Here is a 17,569-nt window from a genome sequence, read left to right on the forward strand (position 1 = left end):
GTGCGTCCCTCGCCTCTTGCTCTGCGCACGGTGTCTCTCATCTGCCTGCGGTGTGAGGAATTGCATCCCTGCCGGGAGCGGCCGGAATGGCAGACTGACATTCGTCAGAACAACCCGGGGACCCGGTCATGGGCCTCGAGGAACGACGAAAGGGACGATGATGTCCGTATCCGATGCGGAAACCCCTGTGTACGGGTCTGCGGCGCCGAAGACTCCCGCCCGGCGGAAGACGCGAGTGCAGCACCTGCAGCAGATGAAGCAGGCCGGTGAGCGCTGGTCCATGCTCACCGCATACGACTACTCCACCGCCCGGCTCTTCGAAGAGGCCGAGATTCCGGTCCTGCTGGTCGGCGATTCGGCCGCCAATGTGGTGTACGGCTACGACACCACGGTCGCGATCACCGTCGACGAGCTCATCCCGCTGGTGCGCGGCGTGGTGCGCGGTGCGCCGCACGCGCTGGTGGTGGCGGATCTGCCGTTCGGCAGCTACGAGTCCTCCCCCGAGCAGGCCTTGGCCACGGCCGTCCGGTTCATGAAGGAAGGCGGCGCGCACGCGGTGAAGCTGGAGGGCGGCGAGCGGGTGGCCGACACCATCCACAAGCTGACCGCCGCCGGTATTCCGGTGATGGCGCACATCGGGTTCACCCCGCAGAGCGTCAACACCCTCGGCGGGTTCCGGGTGCAAGGCCGCGGCGACGGGGCCGAACAGCTCGTCGCCGACGCCATCGCGGTGCAGGAGGCCGGGGCCTTCTCGGTGGTCATGGAGATGGTGCCCGCCGAGCTGGCCGGGCAGGTCACCCGCAAGCTGACCATTCCGACCGTCGGCATCGGCGCCGGCGCGGAATGCGATGCGCAGGTGCTGGTCTGGCAGGACATGGTCGGCTACACCGGCGGCAAGACCGCCAAGTTCGTCAAGCAGTTCGCGGATGTAGGCGGTCAATTGCGTACCGCCGCAGCCACTTACGCCGACGAGGTGCGGCGCGGCGTGTTCCCGGGTCCGGAGCACAGCTACTGAGCCGCCCGGCCGCGCAGTGATCGAGGACGCCCCCGCGAGGACCGCGGGGGCGTTTCTTTCATAGCGGTCGGCTATTGGAATCTATTCGCCGCCGATCATCTCGGTCCACTGCGAACTTTTGGTGGCAGACTCGGAGTCCAACGAGCTGGATCGACCAAAGGGAAGTTCATGGATCGTGGAACGAGTCGCTGGATTCGGCGGGCGCCACTACTGGTCGTGGCGGTGGCCACCGTCGCATTGACCGCGGCCTGCGGGGGCAACTCCTCGACGGGCTCGACTCAGCCGCAGAGCTCCTCCTCGCCGCTCTCCTCGACGCCGGGCAAGCCGACCACCACGGGCGGACCGACCACGTCGGCGGGCGGCGGCTCGGGGCTGACCGTCTCCGACGAGGCGGCCAAGCAGCTGTGCGACCTGATCCGGCCGCAACTGTCGGACTGGCGGGTGCAGACCCCGACCATGGACAAGATCTCGCTGAACGCGACCGTGATCCAGTGGGCGACCCAGAACGGCTTCCTGCTGCAGTTGCCGAGCAATCGGGGCCTGGTCGACCAGATCACCACCAAGGCCTGTCCGGATGTGCGCGATCAGGCCCTCTCCGCGATCGAGATCCCGGATCTGGCCTCGGGCCTGGCGGCCGGCTGATGCGCACCCTCTACCCGCCGATCGAGCCCTACGCGCAGGGCATGCTGGACGTCGGCGACGGTCAGCGGCTCTATTACGAGGTGAGCGGGAATCCGGACGGCAAGCCGGCGGTCTTCCTGCACGGCGGCCCCGGCGGCGGCACGTCGCCGTATCACCGCCAGTTCTTCGATCCCGAGGCGTACCGCATCGTCCTGTTCGATCAGCGGGGTTGCGGCCGGTCCACGCCGCACATCGCGGACGGGGCGAGCCTCGAGCACAACACCACCGGGCATCTGGTCGCCGATATCGAAAGGCTGCGAACGCATCTCGGCGTCGAGCAGTGGCTGGTGTTCGGCGGCTCCTGGGGTTCGACGCTGGCGCTGAGCTACGCGCAGGCCCATCCGGACCGGGTCACCGAACTGGTGCTGCGCGGGATATTCCTGTTGCGGCGCAAGGAAATCGATTGGTACTACAATGGCTCCGCGGGGTACGTGTACCCCGATGAGTGGGAGAAGTTCCTGGCGCCGGTGCCGGAAGCCGAACGCGGGCAGGATCTGATCGAGGTCTACCACCGCCTGCTGCACTCCCCCGATGCCGCCCTTGCCACCGACGCGGCCGTCGCGTGGTCCACCTGGGAGGGTGCCACGAGTTCCCTGCTGCCCCACCCGGAACGGGTCGCCGAAACCGCCGACCCGCGCTTCGCGCTGGCCTTCGCACGCATCGAGAACCACTATTTCGTCAATCACGGCTTCCTCGACGAGGGGCAGCTGCTGCGCGACATCGGGCGCATCGCCCACATTCCCGGCGTCATCGTGCAGGGCCGCCACGACGTGGTGTGCCCAGCCACCAGCGCCTGGGATCTCCATCGGGCCTGGCCCGGTTCGGAATTGCACCTGGTGCCCGACGCCGGCCACGCCGCTCTCGAACCCGGCATCACCCACCATCTGGTGGAGGCCACGGACAAGTACAGGATGTAGATGAGTACCACAGCCGGTCCCGCATTGGTCGACGCCGTAGCCGCCGATGTGGACCGGCTGTGTACCGCCGAACCCGATGTGCGCCAGGACCTTCCGGATTCGGTGCACAAGATGCGGGTGGCCACCCGGCGACTGCGCAGCGTCCTCAAGTCCTACCGCCGGGTGCTGCGGCGCAAGCCGGTCGGCGAGATCACCGATGAATTGCGCTGGCTGGCCGGACTGCTCGGGGTGGCGCGCGACGCCGAGGTGCGGGCCGAACGGTTCGCCGCGCTGCTCGGCGACACCGGGGTGCCGTTCGACGAGCAGACCGTGCCGCTGGGTGAGAAGACCACTCCGCGAAAGGATTTCGGCGCACGTTTGGTCGCCGACGAGCGGCGGATCTACGCCGGTGCGCACCGGGCTGTGGTCGAGGCTTTCGGCGGCCGCCGCTATCACGCCCTCCTCGACCGGCTCCACGGTCTGATCGCCGATCCCCCGCTACGCGCCGCGCGCGCCGACGAGCCCGCCGAGCAGGTCTTCGCCGCAGTCCTGCGCCATGACTTCCGCGACCTACACCGTCTGGTGCGCACGGAACCGGGCTTGTCCGGGGACGAACGCGTCGCGCATCTGCACGACATCCGCAAAGCCGCCAAGCGGCTGCGCTATTCGGCCGAAGCCGCGACCGCGGTGCTGGGCGAACCGGCCGACGAGCTCGGCAAGAAGGCCAAGCGCTTGCAGACGGTGCTCGGCGATCACCGGGACGCGGTGGAAGCTCTGCAAACCTTGCGCACGTATGCCACCGACGCCGGCGAGTCCGGCTATCAGCGGCTCTGCGACGCCGAAGAGGCGGCGGCGGCCAAGGCGCTCGAGGAGTACCCCGACGCCGCCGAATTCCTGCGGCACCGCCCGCTCGGCTGAGCGCTGCCCCCGGGCGGATCCCGGTCGCGCGCAGGCGGAATGACCAGCGGTGTCGCCCGTGCCTAGTTGCTGCGGAAGGCCGCGTGATCCTCGTGCGCCCACCCGCCGGAAGGTGCGCTCTGGGCCGCGGCGGCCGACTCCCCGTGTGGGTGCTCCTTGTGTGCCGCGTGCGGCATGATGCGGTCGATCCAGGCCAGCAGCACCGCCGAAACCACGAATGCCAGGTGGATGAGCACCGGCCACAGGTAGCGCGCACTGTGCGCGCCCGGATCGGTGTCCGTGGTGATGGAGATGAACGTCTTCAGCAGGTGGATCGAGGAGATGCCGACAATGGACATGGCCAGCTTCACCTTCAGCACATTGGCGTTCACCTGTGCCAGCCACTCCGGCTGATCCGGATGCCCGTCGATGCGCAGGCGCGACACGAAGGTCTCGTAGCCGCCGACGATCACCATGATCAGCAGGTTGGAGATCATGACCACGTCGATCAGCCCGAGCACCGACAGCATGATGCTGGTCTCGACATTGCCGTCGGCGAACAGCCCGTGCACCAGATCCCACAGCTCGCGCAGGAACTGCCACACGTACGCGGCCTGCGCCACGATCAGACCCAGGTACAGGGGTAGCTGCAGCCAGCGGCTGAGGAAGATGAAATAGCCCAGACTGCGCTGCTGGGCGACCTCGGGGGAATTCGCGTTCGGGTATGGAAAAGCCATGGGACTCAATACAGCACGCGCGAAATCAAGCACCGATCAGTAATCGATCACGGCTGTGCGCGCCGCTCGGGAATTGATGTCTTCCTGATCGATCGTTGATGTGCGCGCCGATAGGTTCGCCGCGTGCAACACGGAATTCAGCAGAAACGCCGCGGCCCGCTGTGGCTGGTCGCGATCGCGGCGGCGCTCATCGTGGGCCTGGTGCTCGCGCTGTCCACCTACGAGGTGGGCCGGACGCGGGCGGAGGCCTCGCATCCCTTCGGCAATACGGCGGTCAGGGATCGGGTGGACCTGGGCATCTGGGTCGCAAAGATCGACCCGGTCACCCAGACCACCACCGTCGAGGTACTGGCCACCCCGCGTGGCGCGCTGGCGGACAAGAACGGCAATTTCGCCGCCGACACCGTCATCTACACCTCGGCGCTCAAAGCCGATCCGATCAAAATCAAAGCGGGCGAACCGATTTCCGCAGCCGAGGTGAAGGTCGTGGTGGAGGGAACGCTCACCGACTACCCGTTCGACGCCTATGACGCGGTGCTGGCCTTCGATGTGTTCAGCGGCGACCGGCGCCTGCCCACCGCCGCTACCGTGGCCAGCGGAGACACGCTGTTCGCGGTGAGCGAGCAACCGGAATCGGGCGCCGACAACGGCATCGATCTCGGCTTGCACGCCGCCCGGTCCGTCCCGTCGCTGACCTTCGCCCTGTTCATCATGATCCTCATGCTGGGTCTGGCCCTGGCCGCGGCCATCGCCTGCTATTACGTCCTGGCCGGTAAGCGCGGTCTGATGTTTCCGGCCGTATCCATGATGGGCGCACTGCTTTTCGCGCTGGTGCCGTTGCGCAATGCGGTGCCGGGTGGTGCACCGATCGGGTCGATCATCGATTTCACATCGTTCTTCATCGCGGAGGGCATTATCTCGGCGGCCCTGGTGGGCACCGTGATCGTCGGCTACCGCGTCGAAATGGCGAAGGAACGCGAGGAAGAAGCGGACACGCAGCATCCGACCGATCAATTCCGAATGCTCACGCCGCAGCGGTGATTCACCATTCGGCGAGCGAACCGTCCCTGCGGTGCCAGATCGGATTGCGCCAGCGGTGCCCGGTCTCGGCGGCGCGGGCGACGGCACGCTCATCGATGCGGAGGCCGAGGCCGGGTTCGCGCGGCAGGCCGACGTAGCCGTCGCGGTAGTCGAAAACCGTTGGGTCGATCAGATAGTCGAGCAGGTCGGAGCCCGTGTTGTAGTGGATGCCCAGGCTCTGCTCCTGGATGAGCAGATTCGGGGTGGCGAAGCCGACCTGCAGGCAGGCGGCCAGGGCGATCGGACCGAGCGGGCAGTGTGGGGCCAGGGCGACATCGCGGGCCTCCGCCAGTGCGGCGATGCGCCGGACCTCGGAGATGCCGCCCGCGTGGGACAGGTCGGGCTGCACCACGGCGACACCGCGATCGAGCACCGGGAGGAAGTCCCACCGCGAATACAGCCGCTCGCCGGTCGCGATGGGAATGGCTGTGCCGCTGGTGATCTCGCCGAGGCGGTCACCGGCCTCCGGCACCAGCGGTTCCTCGACGAAGAACGGCAGGTACGGCTCCAGCAAGGGCAGCACGCGCCGTGCCATGGCGACGGACAGGCGGCCGTGGAAGTCGACGGCGATATCGAAGTCGTCGCCGGTCGCCTCCCGCACGGCGGCCACCCGGTCGACGATGTCCAGGGTCGCTCGGGGTGTGTCGATCGGCTCCAGTTCGGCCGAGGCGTTCATCTTGATCGCGGTGAAGCCCTGGGCCTTTCGCTCCAGCGCGGTGGCCGCGACATCGTCGGGGCGGTCGCCGCCGATCCAGCTGTAGACGCGGATCCGGTCGCGCACCGCACCGCCGAGCAGCTGCCACACCGGTACGCCGAGCGCCTTGCCGGTGATGTCCCACAGGGCCTGATCGATACCGGCGACCGCGCTCGACAGGATGGGTCCGCCGCGGTAGAAGCCGCCCTTGGTGAGGGTCTGCCAATGTGCCTCGATGCTCATCGGGTCCTTGCCGACGAGGTAGTCGGACAATTCTTCGACGGCGGCGGCCACGGTGTGGGCGCGGCCCTCGATCACGGGCTCGCCCCAGCCGGTGACGTCTTCGTCGGTGTCGATGCGCAGGAAGCACCAGCGTGGCGCGACCAGGTAGGTGGTGAGTGCGGTGATCTTCACCGGGATTCCTTTCGCACGCTCCAGCCACCGTCGACGACCAGGTTCGCGCCGGTGATGAAGGAGGCGTCGTCGGAGGCGAGGAAGGCGACCGCGGCCGCCACCTCCTCCGGCGCGCCCAGCCGGTCCAGCACCGTTGCCCGAGCGGATAATTCGCGCCCCTCGGCATCCACGTCGTCCCACACGGGCGTCAGGATGGGCCCCGGCAGCACGGCATTCACCCGCACCCGGTCCTGCCCGTACTCGACCGCAAGCTGCCGCACCAGGGCGGTCAGCCCGCCCTTGGCCGCAGCATAGACCGGATACCCGGGCAGCCCGAACTGGGCGTGCACGCTGGATACCGCGACCACATTGCCACGCTGGGCCCGCAGGTCGTCGATGAATGCCCGCACGCCCAGGAACAGCGGCGTCAGATTGACCGCGAGCCCGTCGTCCCACTGCCGCCTGCTCAACTCGTGTGCCGGCACGATGGCCTGCCGAGAAGCATTGCTGCACAGGAAATCCAGGGGCCCGAACCGATCGTTCACCCGCGCCCGCAACGCGTCCCACGACTCCTCGAGAGTCACATCACACCACTGGAATTCGGCCTGCGCCCCCATCGCCCGAATCTTCTCCGCCACCTCACGCCCACCGATCTGATCGATATCCGCGACGACGACCGCCGCCCCCTCGGCGGCCAGCCGCCGCGCCGTGGCCGCCCCGATCCCCGAGGCCGCCCCGGTGACGACCGCGACCCGGTCCGTCAGACGACACATGCTCTTCCCCTTCGTCCTCATCGCTGAACATCGGCCCCATCGAGCAGCCCGAGCTCGTTCCGATAGGGCAGCCCCGCCCAATCCCCCGGCACCGAGACCGCGAACGCACCGCAGATGGACGCCAATCGCAAACGCTCCGACACAGATCCGCCGTCCAGCAGCCCCGCCAGATACCCGGCGACGAACGCGTCCCCGGCACCGATGGGATCGACCGCGGTCACCGGCACCGGGCCCTCGCGGAGAAACGCCCCGCCGGCCCAGGCCACCGCCCCGCCGGCCCCGAGCTTGAGTACGATTTCCGAGGGGCCCCGGGCCGCAAGCGATTCGGCCGCTGACACCAAGTACTCTGTTGCCACGTCCGGGCCCGGCTGCGCCGTGGTTCGTGCACCCACCGAGATGTCCGGCGCAATGCGTTGGCCCACAATGTTTTTCACCGAAATAGTCGGTGTATTCGAGCCGCCCATCGGCGCGTCGGAGCGTTCACCCCCCAGAAGCAGGGCCGCCTCGTCCAGTCCAGCGAAGAGGATGTCGGCCCGCGATACCAGCTCGGCCAGCTCCGTGGCGGCTCGGGCGGGCGTCCACAGCGCACGGCGATAGTTGACATCCAGGGACACCGGCACGCCCGCATCGACCGCGATGGCGACGGCCGAATCCACCGCGGCACGCGCCGAATCACTCAGGGCGGGAGTGATTCCTGTGATGTGCAAGACGCCCGCGGCGGCGATCCGGGCGGTGTCGACCTCGTCCACCGACAAGTGGGAACCCGCCAGCCCGCGCCGGTAGTAGGTGACCCGGGTCCGGTCGGCCGTGCGGCGTTCGCGCAGCATCAGCGCGGTGGGTAGTTCCGGATCGATACGGCAGTGCGAAACGTCGACCTGCTCGGCACGCAAGCGTTCCAGGATCATCCGGCCCACGGCGTCCGCGCCCAGACTGCCGATCCACGCGCTCTCGTGCCCCAGCCGCCGCACGCCGATCGCGACGGTGGCCTCCGCCCCGGCGAAATCCATCCGCATGGACGCGCCGGGGGCCAGCGGACCGGGGTCGGTCGCCGCCACCACGCCGAGCGCCTCCCCGAGCGTTACCAGTCCGCCCCTCATGACAGCTGGTCCCGAACGAGGAGCACGCGCTCCCGCAGCGCGTCGAGATCGCCACCGGCACAAGCGTCCCCGATCAGCGGCGATCCGATCCCCAGTGCTGCGGCCCCCGCATCCAGATACGCGCGGACCGCACCGAGCCCGATTCCACCGGTGGGCACCAGCGGGATATCGGGCAACGGCGCACGAACAGCTTTGATGTATCCCGGTCCGCCGACGGCGGCCGGAAACACCTTGACCATGGAGCTTCCCGCCGTCCAGGCCCGATGAATCTCGGTGGGCGTGAACGCACCCGAGACCACCGGCACACCGAGCCGGCGGCCCTCGACGATCACTTCCTCGATCACCGCCGGGGTGATCAGGTACGCGGCCCCCGCCTCGACCGCGAGCGCCGCATCCTTTGCGGTGAGCACGGTGCCGACTCCGGTGGGATGCGCCATGCCCGCGCATTCACGGAGGGCATCCAACGCCCCGGCGGTCGTCAGCGTGAATTCGACCGCGGTGACTCCGGAGTCATGCAGAACAGCGGTCACCTCCGCGAACCTGTCAGCGCTGGGCGCGCGCAGAATCGCGATGATCGGAATTTCCGCCCGCAACGGGTCGGCGAATATCGGATCCGCCTCTGCGCCGGCGGGCGAGGTCCGCGGTGTGTCATCGGCCATCGGCGGAGACCAGCCTCTCGTCTGCGAACGGCGTCGAAGGCAGGCCGATCACTCCGGGGACACAGGCGAACAGCCGGCCCGCGCCGGGTTCTCGTGCGGCTCCACCTTCGGCCGCGGTGGTTATCACCAGAACGTCCAGGTCGGGTCCGGCGAAGGCACAGCTCGAGACTTGGGAGGGCCCGACTTCGACTGTGGTGTGGAGGTTGCCGGAGGGGTCGAAGGCGCGGACTTGGCCTGCGCCCCAGACGGCGATCCAGACGTTGCCCTGGGCGTCCACGGTCAGGCCGTCCGGCTCGCCGTCGGGGAAGCGCGCGAATGACCTTCCCTCGCTGAGGGTTCCGGTGTCGAGGTCGTAGTCGAAAATGTCCACGCGGTGGGTGGGGCTGTCCGCGTAGTAGAGGGTGCGGCCGTCGGGGCTCCAACCGAGGCCGTTGGAGATGGTCACGCCCGTGCGGAGGGTGATCAGAGTGCCGTCCGGATCGAGGCGGTAGAGGCCGGCGCTGCCCGCCCCGTCGTCGGATTCGGCCATGGTGCCCACGAGCAGCCGGCCGCGCGGGTCGACCTTGGCGTCGTTCAGGCGACGGCGCACTCCGTCGTCCGGGAGCGGCAGGGTGACGACCGGGCTGAGTGGCTGAGCGAATGTTCCGCCCGGAGACTTCTCGGACGAGCGCTCAGCGGCGACAGAACTGTCGACGCGGAAGATGGTGTCTCCCATCGCCGCCAGCAGTCCGCCGGAGGCGCACGGCAGTACCGCGCTGACCGGCGGGTCGAGGCTGATGGTCGCCCGGGGGGCGAGGTCGGGGGTGCTGCCGGTCAGGGTGGCGCGGTGGATGTGACCGCCGCGGATGTCCACCCACAGCAGTTCCCCGGTGCGCGGGTCCCAGACGGGCCCCTCGCACAGGCGGCCGGGCGGGGGTGCGCACACGTGTGCCCTGAGAGTGTTCATGGTGAGCTCCGGCCCGCTATGTGGGCAGTCCGACGGCGCGTTCGCCGCTGCGCCGCTGTTGGATCACCACGGCCGCGACCAGCAGCGAGCCCTGGGCGACGTTCTGCCAGAACGTATTGACGCCCACCACGTTCAGGCCGTTGTCCAGCGCGCCGAGCAGGATGACGGCGAGCAGCGTGCCGCCGACCGTGCCCTTGCCGCCCTTGAGGGCGCAGCCGCCCAGCGCCGCCGCGGTGATCGCCTTGAGTTCGAGGCCCTCGCTACCGGAGACCGGCTGGCCGGATCCGGTGCGGGCGGTCAGGATGATGCCCGCGATGGCCGCGACCACGCCCGCCAGCATGTACACCGCGATCAGGTACTTGTTGATGTTGATGCCGGAAAGTCGCGCGGCCGTGTCGTTTCCGCCGATGGCGTAGATGTTGCGTCCGATGTCGGTGTACTTCAGCAGCACGTGCACGCCCAACGCGACCAGGCCGAGGACGATCACCGGCACCGGCAGCCCGAGGATTTTGCCGCGCGCCAGGAAGATGAACACATCGTTGTCGAGGACGAAGCCCTGCGCCTTGCCGCCCGAAATCAACTGGGCCAGACCCTTGTACGCGGCCAGCGTGGCCAACGTCGCGATGACGGGGTTGACCCGGCCGTAGACGATGATGATGCCGTTCGCCAGGCCCAGCACCAGTCCGACACCGATCGCGGCCAGGATCCCGGCGAAGGCATTGCTCCCTGCCGAGGTGAAGGCCATGGCGCTGACGACCGAGGCGACACCCGCCTGCGAGCCGACCGAGATATCCAGGGCGCCGCAGATGATCACCACGGTCTGCACGACGGCGAGCAGCCCGAAAACCGTGACCGCGTCACCGATTCCGGCGATATTGCGCGGATCCAGGTAGCCGTCGTTGAGCCAGGCGAAGATCGCCACGACCACGACCAGCGCGCCGATCAGGCTGAGATTGCCGGTGCCGATGAACCGGACCACCCGGCGCGGGGTGAGTGCGGTCAAACCACCGAGGTAGCGGGCGAACACGGGTGTCGGCGCGGAAACCGCTGTCTCCGTATTCATGTCGATTCGTTGGTCGGTCATGATTTCCTAAGGTCGCTGCGCGGTCAGGTCGTCAGCCATGGCCAGGGCGAGGATGGCCTCCTCGCTCGCGTCGGCGCGGTCCAGTTCACCGGTGACGCGGCCCTGCTGCATGACGACGATGCGGTCGGCGAGGCCGAGGACTTCGGGGAGTTCCGAGGAGATGACCAGCACCGCTACACCGGACTCGGCCAGTTCCTCGATGATGTGGTAGATCTCGATCTTCGCGCCCACGTCGACGCCGCGCGTGGGTTCGTCCAGGATGAGCACGCTGGGTTTGCGGGCCAGCCAGCGCGCCAGCACCACCTTCTGCTGATTGCCGCCGGAGAGCTTGCGCACCTCCTGCTCGATCGAGGGCGTCCGCACCCGCAGTGACTCGACGTACCGGAGCGCCAGCGCGCGTTCCGCACCGCGGCGCACGAAACGCCAGTGCCGCAGACGATCCAGCATGGCGAGCGAAATATTGTCGCGCACACCACGATGCAGCAGCAGCGCCTGCGCCTTGCGTTCCTCGGGCGCGTATCCCATTCCGGCCCTGACCGCGTCGCGCGGCTGGCGCAGCCGCACCCGGGTGCCGTCGATCCGCACCTCCCCGGACCGGATCGGCAGGTCCCCGGCCAGCGCGCCCGCCAGCTCGGAGCGGCCCGCGCCGACCAGCCCGGCCAGCGCCACCACCTCACCCGCGCGCACCCGCAGGCTCACGTCACGCACATCGTCGGTGGTCACGTGGTCCACCTCGAGCAGCACCCGCCCGAGTTCGGAATGCTTGCGCGCGAACACCGTCGACAGATCGCGGCCGACCATCATCCGCACGATCTCCTGATCGTCGGTGCCGGCGGTATCGCGCACGCCGACCAGCGCGCCGTCCCGCAGCACGGCCACCCGGTCGGCCAGCTGGAAGATCTCCCGCATGCGGTGCGATACGTAGATCACCGCGAGTCCGCGGTCGCGCAGGCGGCCGATCAGCGCGAACAGTGATTCGGTCTCGTGATCGGACAACGAGGAGGTCGGTTCGTCGAAGGCGATGACCTTGGCGTCGGTGGTCAGCGCCCGCATGATCTCCACCAACTGACGTTGTGCCGCAGTCAGTTTCGAGCCGAGGGTGTCCGGATCCAGATCCCGGTCGAAGCCGAGCCGGGCGAGATCGGCGCGCACGCGGACCCGCAGTGCCGCGCGATCCAGCAGCCGGCCCGCGCGGCGCGGCAGCGCGCCGAGGTAGACGTTCTCGGCGACCGAGACATGCGGTACGATCTCCGGTTCCTGGCCGATCACCCGGATGCCCGCGGCGCGCGCGGCCGCGGGACTCGCCAATTCCAGTGCCACACCGTCGAGTTCGAGGGTGCCGCTGTCGGGACGATGGTCACCGCCGAGGATCTTGATGAGCGTGGATTTACCCGCGCCGTTCTCCCCCATCAGCGCGGTCACCATTCCGGCGGGGAAGTCCAGGCTCACCTCGCGCAGCGCGGGCACGCCCGCGAAGCCCTTGGTGAGCCCGGAGACCCGCAGTCCCGTCAGCTGCACGTGACGCCTGCCTGCTGCCAGTTGGTGGCGTCCACCATCTTGGTCGGGGCGAAGGCCTCGGCGGGCATGGACTTTCCGTTCTTCAGGTAGTCGTACATGGTCTGCACGGCCAGCGCGCCGACGTCCTTGCCATTGATGAACAGGGCCGCCTTGAAACCGGTGGGCTTGCCGCCGCGCCATTCCTTGCAGGCCAGATACGCGCCGAGGCCGACGCCGAGCACATTGTCGGCGGAGTAGCCCGCGTTCTGGATGGCCGCGACACCGCCGCTGACGTTCTCGTCGTTGCAGCCCATGACGATCCAGTTCTTGACCGAGCGATTGCCCGCGACGGTGGCGGAGATCTTGTTCTGCGCGTCCGACGGGGTGTTGTCGGTGCCGACCTCGATCACCTTGACGTCGGCGCCGGAAGCGTCCTTGAAGGCCTTCTGATTCGCCTTCACCCGATCGGTGCAGACCGTCACGTCCTGCTTCCAGGCGTCGACGATCGCGGTGTCCTCCGCCTTCCAGCCCGCCTTCTTGAAGTCCTCGCCCGCGCGGGTGCCGACCTCGGTTCCCATTTGCGTGCCACTGAATCCGACGCGCGGCACCAGATTGTCCTTGGTGCAGGAGGACGGATCCGGGCCATTGGTGCAGACCTGGTCGTCGGAGGTGAGCAGGGCGACGCCGCCCGACTTGGCCAGCTGCGCGACCTGCGGGCCGACCGAGGGATCCGGGACGACCACGATGACGCCATTGGCTTTCTGGTTCACCGCGTTCTGCACCTCGGTGACCGCCTTGTTGGCGTCGTTGCCGAGGTTCACCACCTTCAGGTCGACGCCGAGTTCCTTGGCCTTGGCCTTGGCGCCGTCGGCCTCGCCGATGAAGTACTCCTGGTCGCCCTGCTTCTGGGCGTAGACGAGGTTGATCGTGCCCGAAGTGTGCTGCGGGCCTGCGTCGTTCGAGCCGGAATCCTTGCCCGACGAGCAGGCGGTCGCGGCCAGGGCCAGAGCGGCTCCGCAGACCAGCGCGCTGGTCCATCGGCGTCGGTGGGTCCAGGACATGAGCACTCCTAGGTGATCTGCCACACAGTAGGCATCGGTAGTGATGCCGGTTACAGTAGGACTTCGGATAACTGTTGTAAATAGTGTTGGCAGAAGTAGTCTCGCGAAAGGCTCGGGTATCTTCGCGGGCAGCAGCGAAAGGAGTGGGCGAGGCCGTGTACCAGTTGACCGCGCGGGATATCAGGCGCCGCAACAGGTTCTGCGTACTGCAGGCGGTGTACGCCGCGGCGGGGCACACCAGCCGGCAGGAGATCGCACAGGCCACCGGGCTGTCGTTCGCGACGGTCGGCAATATGATCGCCGAACTCCTGGACGTGGGGGTGCTCGCCGAACTCGGCTACGAGGCAGCGGGAATCGGACGGCCGCGCGCCCAGCTCGCGATCAATCCGGACCGCGGCAGGCTGATCGGCGTCGATATCGCCGAAACCAGTATCCACGTGGACGTTTTCGACCTCGCGATGTCGGTGCTGCGGTCGAGTGAGATCCCGGTCGATCCCGCCGCGACCACGCCCGACGACATCGTCGAGCTCATCGCGGAGGGCATCGAGGAGGTCATGGCAGGCGATGCCGACAAGGTGCTCGGCATCGGCCTGAGCGTGCCCGGCCTGGTCGAACCCGAGACCGGGAAGTCGGTGTTCTCACCGTACTGGCACTGGCACGACGTCCCCCTCAAAACCCTGCTCGAACAGCGGCTACCGTATCCCCTGTACCTCGACAATCCGCTCAAAGCCAGTACCGCGGCACAACTCTGGTTCGGCGCCGGCCGCGATGTCGACGACCTCATCGTCGTCACCCTCCGGGCGGGCGTCGGCATCGGCGTCGTCATCGACGGCATGCTCTACCGCGGCGTCACCAACAGCGCCGGCGAGTGGGGCCACACCAACCTGGTCCTCGACGGCCGGCCCTGCACCTGCGGCCGCAACGGCTGCGTCGAAGCCTATGTGAGCGCCCCCGGAATCGCCGCGACACTCCGCGAAATCGATTCCGCGAGTGACCTTCTCGCCGACAACGCCGCCACCACCGTCGCGGCTGTGGCCACCGCCGCCGCCCGCGGCGACGAAACCGCCCACGCCGTAATCGAAAAGACCGGCCACTACCTGGGCGTGGCCATAGCCAACCTGGTCAACCTCTTCAACCCCCGCCGCATGGTCTTCGGCGACCTGGTCGCCCGCCACCTCGGCACCCCACTACTGGAAGCAACCCGCCGCGCCGCCGCCCACCACGCCATGTCCGACCCCTTCGCAGCGGTAACCCTCGAACTCGACACCCTCCCCCACAACCCCTCCAGCCTCGGCGCGGCAACCTTCGCCCTCGAGGGATTCCTCGCCGACCGAGAAACTTTCGGCTCGGTGGCCGCCCGCCGCGCCCGCCGCACCGACACCCCACCTCTCACACCGGCCTGACCACGGCCGTGCCCCGCCGTTGGTTACCGCCTCATGCCTCAGGTCGAGACACGGTCAGAGAAGGTCGATCTCGGTGAGATCGATATCCATCTCGAACGGCACGGTCAGCTGAAGCCGATCGTGATGAATTCCGGTGAGCGCGTATGTACTTGTGGCCGGATCGAGCTCATAGACGTACACCACCGGACGCCCGTCGACATTTTCGACGCGCCAGAAATGCGATATCCCGGCCTTCGAGTACAGCTGGGGTTTGCGCTCGCGATCCCGCGACCGCGACTCCGGCGAGACGACTTCGACGGCCAGCACGACATCGTCGGCTTGGTATGTCGTCAGTTCGGGGCCACCGGCACGATCGGCACGCACGGCGATCACATCTGGTTCCGGCCGTTGATTGTGATCCAACGTCACCGTCATCTCACGCCGGATCCGGACCGTAGCGGGTGCAACGCGCCGCAGCGCCATTTCGAGCATGCTGACGGCCAGCGCGTGAAATTGAGCTTGCGGGCTCGCGAAGACGAGGCTCCCGTCGATCAGCTCGGTGTGCGGCGGCAGGTCGGGCAACCGGTCCAGATCCTCGGCGACGAATCCTCCCGGCGGCGGGCGCAACCACTGCGGAAACGGTTCGACGGTCATGTGTTCGTGTATGGCATCGAAAGCGCTGGTCCGGCGGGGTAGCCGAACATGACCGTGCGGGTCGTGGGGTCGGCCTCGTCGAGTCGCACCCGCACCGTCCGCCCTTCCGGGGGCGTGCCGGTGCACTTGGCGAGGACGGGTGGGTGGGCGATGAAGATTTCGGCGGGGCGGGTGGCGTTGGCTTCGCGGAGGACCACGGCGTCGAAGTCGGTGCCGAGGCGGGGGGACAGGACGGTGGCCTCGGTGAGGTCTACGCAGGCGCGTTCCACCTTGCCGGCCATGGCGTCGGTGCGGCGCATGGTGTCGGCGACGGCGGTGAGGCCGTCGCGGACCCAGTGCGGGACTTCGGTTTTCGCACAGCGGGCCAGGCAGATCTCGGTGGCGTAGCGGTCGCCCAGGCGGCGCAGGGGGGCGGTCACGTGGGCGTAGGGTGCGCCGATCGCGCTGTGCTGCAAGGCTTCCGGGGCCTGGCCGTTCAGGATGGTGTAGGTCGCGCCGCGCAGCAGGCCGGTGGCCTCGGACATCAGCACCAGGGCGGCGGGAGTATTGCAGTCCAGCGTGGCCAGCATGCGTCCAGCGGACTCGTTCCGCGGCCAGGACACCCCGACCGCGGCGGCGGTGTGGCGCATCGACTCGATGGCGGCCGGGGCGGGCGGTGGCATGGTGCGTAGCAAACCCACGTAATCGGGGTTGCCGGACCCGTTCAATTTATAGCCATCGAGCATGATTCGGGCCGCGCACATGCCTGCCAGCAGGGAGACCTGTTCGTTCCAATCGTCGGCGGCGGTGCGCGGTTCGACGGCGAGCTGCCAATGATCGATTCCGGTTTGCTCGCCGTCGCGCACCACGATCTGCGCGGGCAGCCGCAGGGTGATCGCGCCGCGCTCGATTCCGGCGGCGATGCGCAGGCGGCCGAACTCCGGCAGCGCCGCGAGGGACGGGTGCAGGCGGCCGGCGTCGGCGTCGGCCTGCACACCCCGATAGTCGAGTCGGGCACGGGAGCGCACCAGGGCGCGCGTCACCGTGTAGCGCACGGGCACGGCGCGCGCGTCGCACTCGATGGTCCAGAGCGCGACCGGGCGGTCCACGGCGGGCAGCAGGCTGGCGCGGCCCTCGGACAGCACCGGCGGGTGCAGCGGGACGGTGCCATCGGGAAAGTAGAAGGTCTGGCCGCGAGCCAGGGATTCGCGGGCCAGTTGCCCGCCGGGAACGACCATCGCGGCCACATCGGCGATGGCGTAGTAGAGCAGGAATCCGCCGGCCGGGGTGCGCTCCAGATACAGCGCCTGATCCAGATCCATGGCGCCGGGGGGATCGATGGTGACCAGCGGAATCTCCCGCCGATCGACCCGGGCGCCCGCGAACGCGTCCACCGCGTCGCGGGCCTCCGAGACAGCCCCGGACGGGTAGTCCGAGGCCAATCCGAACTCAGCTCGGACGACGCCGAAGTCCACCGGCGCCGACACGATCCGCTGATGCAGTTCCACTGCGGAGACTGTCCCTACTGCAGGGCCAGCATGGTGCCGTTCAGCTCGTTGAACGGACCGTACACGGTGAACACCACGCGACCGTCCGGGTACTGGGACGACATCGCGGCCGCCGAGTCCAGAGCCTCCCCGAAGGACGCGGCCGAGGGATGCGGCAGGCCCGCGATCGCCTGCCCGATGTGGGTCTGCGCCACCCACACCGTGTCCGCGGGGGTGAGATCGACCTGCACCCCACCCGGCAGCGGGGTCACGGTGGCCGCCGAGGCGGAACCGGCACCCAGCACAGCGGTAGCGGCGGCAGCGAGAAGCGCACCGACTGCCAGTTTGCGAGCAATTCGCATGTAGACGAGACCTGCTTTCCGACGATTGTTGAGCCCTTCGCCCCGTTGCGGACCGCAACGGAACTTTCCAACGCGCAACACTTTATGACGTCGATCACGTTCGGTGCCAGTTCGGAGCAGATAACCCGCTCGACACGCCGAGCCGCGCCGCTACACACCGTGTGGCGCGTCGCAATTCTCATCCAACCCGTCCGT

At 68.3% G+C, this 17,569-nt stretch carries 18 protein-coding genes; 6 read left to right on the forward strand and 12 right to left on the reverse strand.

Annotation, left to right across the window (positions count from 1 at the left end):
• The first annotated feature begins 160 nt into the window (after positions 1–160).
• The 4 genes from panB (at position 161) to ACFXKA_RS14070 (ending at position 3,510) form a co-directional block, all read left to right on the forward strand.
• On the forward strand, positions 161–1,015 hold the full coding sequence (panB, locus tag ACFXKA_RS14055) for a 3-methyl-2-oxobutanoate hydroxymethyltransferase (protein ID WP_379427501.1): 855 nt from the start codon (positions 161–163) through the stop codon (positions 1,013–1,015).
• Between the two features lie 168 nt (positions 1,016–1,183).
• Positions 1,184–1,657, forward strand: a complete 474-nt coding sequence (locus tag ACFXKA_RS14060; protein ID WP_379427502.1) for a hypothetical protein — start codon at positions 1,184–1,186, stop codon at positions 1,655–1,657.
• Positions 1,657–2,613 (forward strand): prolyl aminopeptidase, encoded by a 957-nt coding sequence (gene pip, locus ACFXKA_RS14065; protein ID WP_379427503.1) that lies wholly within the window; start codon positions 1,657–1,659, stop codon positions 2,611–2,613. Before ACFXKA_RS14060 ends, pip begins: the two co-directional genes overlap by 1 nt.
• Positions 2,614–3,510 carry a CHAD domain-containing protein gene (locus tag ACFXKA_RS14070; protein ID WP_379427504.1) on the forward strand — a complete coding sequence of 299 codons (897 nt, stop codon included), beginning with the start codon at positions 2,614–2,616 and terminating at the stop codon, positions 3,508–3,510.
• A gap of 62 nt (positions 3,511–3,572) precedes the next feature.
• Here ACFXKA_RS14070 and ACFXKA_RS14075 read toward each other — a convergent pair whose 3' ends face one another.
• Positions 3,573–4,226, reverse strand: coding sequence for a TIGR00645 family protein (locus ACFXKA_RS14075; protein WP_379427505.1), 654 nt, complete (start codon positions 4,224–4,226; stop codon positions 3,573–3,575).
• Positions 4,227–4,349: 123 nt separating this feature from the next.
• Here ACFXKA_RS14075 and ACFXKA_RS14080 point away from each other — a divergent pair, with 123 nt between their 5' ends.
• Positions 4,350–5,267: a DUF4436 family protein gene (locus ACFXKA_RS14080; RefSeq protein ID WP_379427506.1), complete on the forward strand. Its 918-nt coding sequence runs from the start codon at positions 4,350–4,352 to the stop codon at positions 5,265–5,267.
• A 1-nt stretch (position 5,268) separates the two neighbouring features.
• Here ACFXKA_RS14080 and dgoD read toward each other — a convergent pair whose 3' ends face one another.
• From dgoD to ACFXKA_RS14120, 8 genes are read right to left on the reverse strand one after another with little or no spacing between them, the layout of a single operon-like run.
• Positions 5,269–6,414: a galactonate dehydratase gene (gene dgoD, locus ACFXKA_RS14085; RefSeq protein ID WP_379427507.1), complete on the reverse strand. Its 1,146-nt coding sequence runs from the start codon at positions 6,412–6,414 to the stop codon at positions 5,269–5,271.
• Complete coding sequence (locus tag ACFXKA_RS14090) at positions 6,411–7,166, reverse strand: SDR family NAD(P)-dependent oxidoreductase (RefSeq protein ID WP_379427508.1); 756 nt, start codon at positions 7,164–7,166, stop codon at positions 6,411–6,413. The genes dgoD and ACFXKA_RS14090 overlap by 4 nt, the downstream gene beginning before the upstream one ends.
• Positions 7,167–7,183: 17 nt before the next feature.
• Entirely contained in the window at positions 7,184–8,263 is a 1,080-nt protein-coding gene (locus ACFXKA_RS14095; RefSeq protein ID WP_379427509.1) for a sugar kinase, read from the reverse strand.
• Positions 8,260–8,922, reverse strand: coding sequence for a bifunctional 4-hydroxy-2-oxoglutarate aldolase/2-dehydro-3-deoxy-phosphogluconate aldolase (locus tag ACFXKA_RS14100; RefSeq protein WP_379427510.1), 663 nt, complete (start codon positions 8,920–8,922; stop codon positions 8,260–8,262). The genes ACFXKA_RS14095 and ACFXKA_RS14100 overlap by 4 nt, the downstream gene beginning before the upstream one ends.
• Positions 8,912–9,868 (reverse strand): SMP-30/gluconolactonase/LRE family protein, encoded by a 957-nt coding sequence (locus ACFXKA_RS14105; protein ID WP_379427511.1) that lies wholly within the window; start codon positions 9,866–9,868, stop codon positions 8,912–8,914. The genes ACFXKA_RS14100 and ACFXKA_RS14105 overlap by 11 nt, the downstream gene beginning before the upstream one ends.
• A gap of 16 nt (positions 9,869–9,884) precedes the next feature.
• Positions 9,885–10,952: an ABC transporter permease gene (locus tag ACFXKA_RS14110; protein ID WP_379427512.1), complete on the reverse strand. Its 1,068-nt coding sequence runs from the start codon at positions 10,950–10,952 to the stop codon at positions 9,885–9,887.
• A 6-nt stretch (positions 10,953–10,958) separates the two neighbouring features.
• The gene (locus tag ACFXKA_RS14115) at positions 10,959–12,470 is read right to left on the reverse strand and encodes a sugar ABC transporter ATP-binding protein (RefSeq protein WP_379427513.1); all 1,512 of its coding nucleotides are present in this window, start codon (positions 12,468–12,470) and stop codon (positions 10,959–10,961) included.
• Positions 12,461–13,510, reverse strand: coding sequence for a substrate-binding domain-containing protein (locus tag ACFXKA_RS14120; protein WP_354838339.1), 1,050 nt, complete (start codon positions 13,508–13,510; stop codon positions 12,461–12,463). The genes ACFXKA_RS14115 and ACFXKA_RS14120 overlap by 10 nt, the downstream gene beginning before the upstream one ends.
• A 155-nt stretch (positions 13,511–13,665) precedes the next feature.
• Here ACFXKA_RS14120 and ACFXKA_RS14125 point away from each other — a divergent pair, with 155 nt between their 5' ends.
• Positions 13,666–14,913 carry an ROK family protein gene (locus ACFXKA_RS14125; protein WP_379427514.1) on the forward strand — a complete coding sequence of 416 codons (1,248 nt, stop codon included), beginning with the start codon at positions 13,666–13,668 and terminating at the stop codon, positions 14,911–14,913.
• Between the two features lie 54 nt (positions 14,914–14,967).
• Here the strand turns inward: ACFXKA_RS14125 and ACFXKA_RS14130 are convergent, their stop codons facing one another.
• From ACFXKA_RS14130 to ACFXKA_RS14140, 3 genes are read right to left on the reverse strand one after another with little or no spacing between them, the layout of a single operon-like run.
• Positions 14,968–15,546 (reverse strand): Uma2 family endonuclease, encoded by a 579-nt coding sequence (locus ACFXKA_RS14130; RefSeq protein WP_379427515.1) that lies wholly within the window; start codon positions 15,544–15,546, stop codon positions 14,968–14,970.
• The gene (locus ACFXKA_RS14135; protein ID WP_379427516.1) at positions 15,543–17,033 is read right to left on the reverse strand and encodes an RNB domain-containing ribonuclease; all 1,491 of its coding nucleotides are present in this window, start codon (positions 17,031–17,033) and stop codon (positions 15,543–15,545) included. The genes ACFXKA_RS14130 and ACFXKA_RS14135 overlap by 4 nt, the downstream gene beginning before the upstream one ends.
• A 14-nt stretch (positions 17,034–17,047) precedes the next feature.
• Positions 17,048–17,374: a hypothetical protein gene (locus tag ACFXKA_RS14140; protein WP_354838327.1), complete on the reverse strand. Its 327-nt coding sequence runs from the start codon at positions 17,372–17,374 to the stop codon at positions 17,048–17,050.
• Positions 17,375–17,569 lie beyond the last annotated feature (195 nt).

The sequence above is a fragment of the Nocardia sp. NPDC059228 genome, from assembly GCF_042754245.1.
GTDB lineage: Bacteria > Actinomycetota > Actinomycetes > Mycobacteriales > Mycobacteriaceae > Nocardia.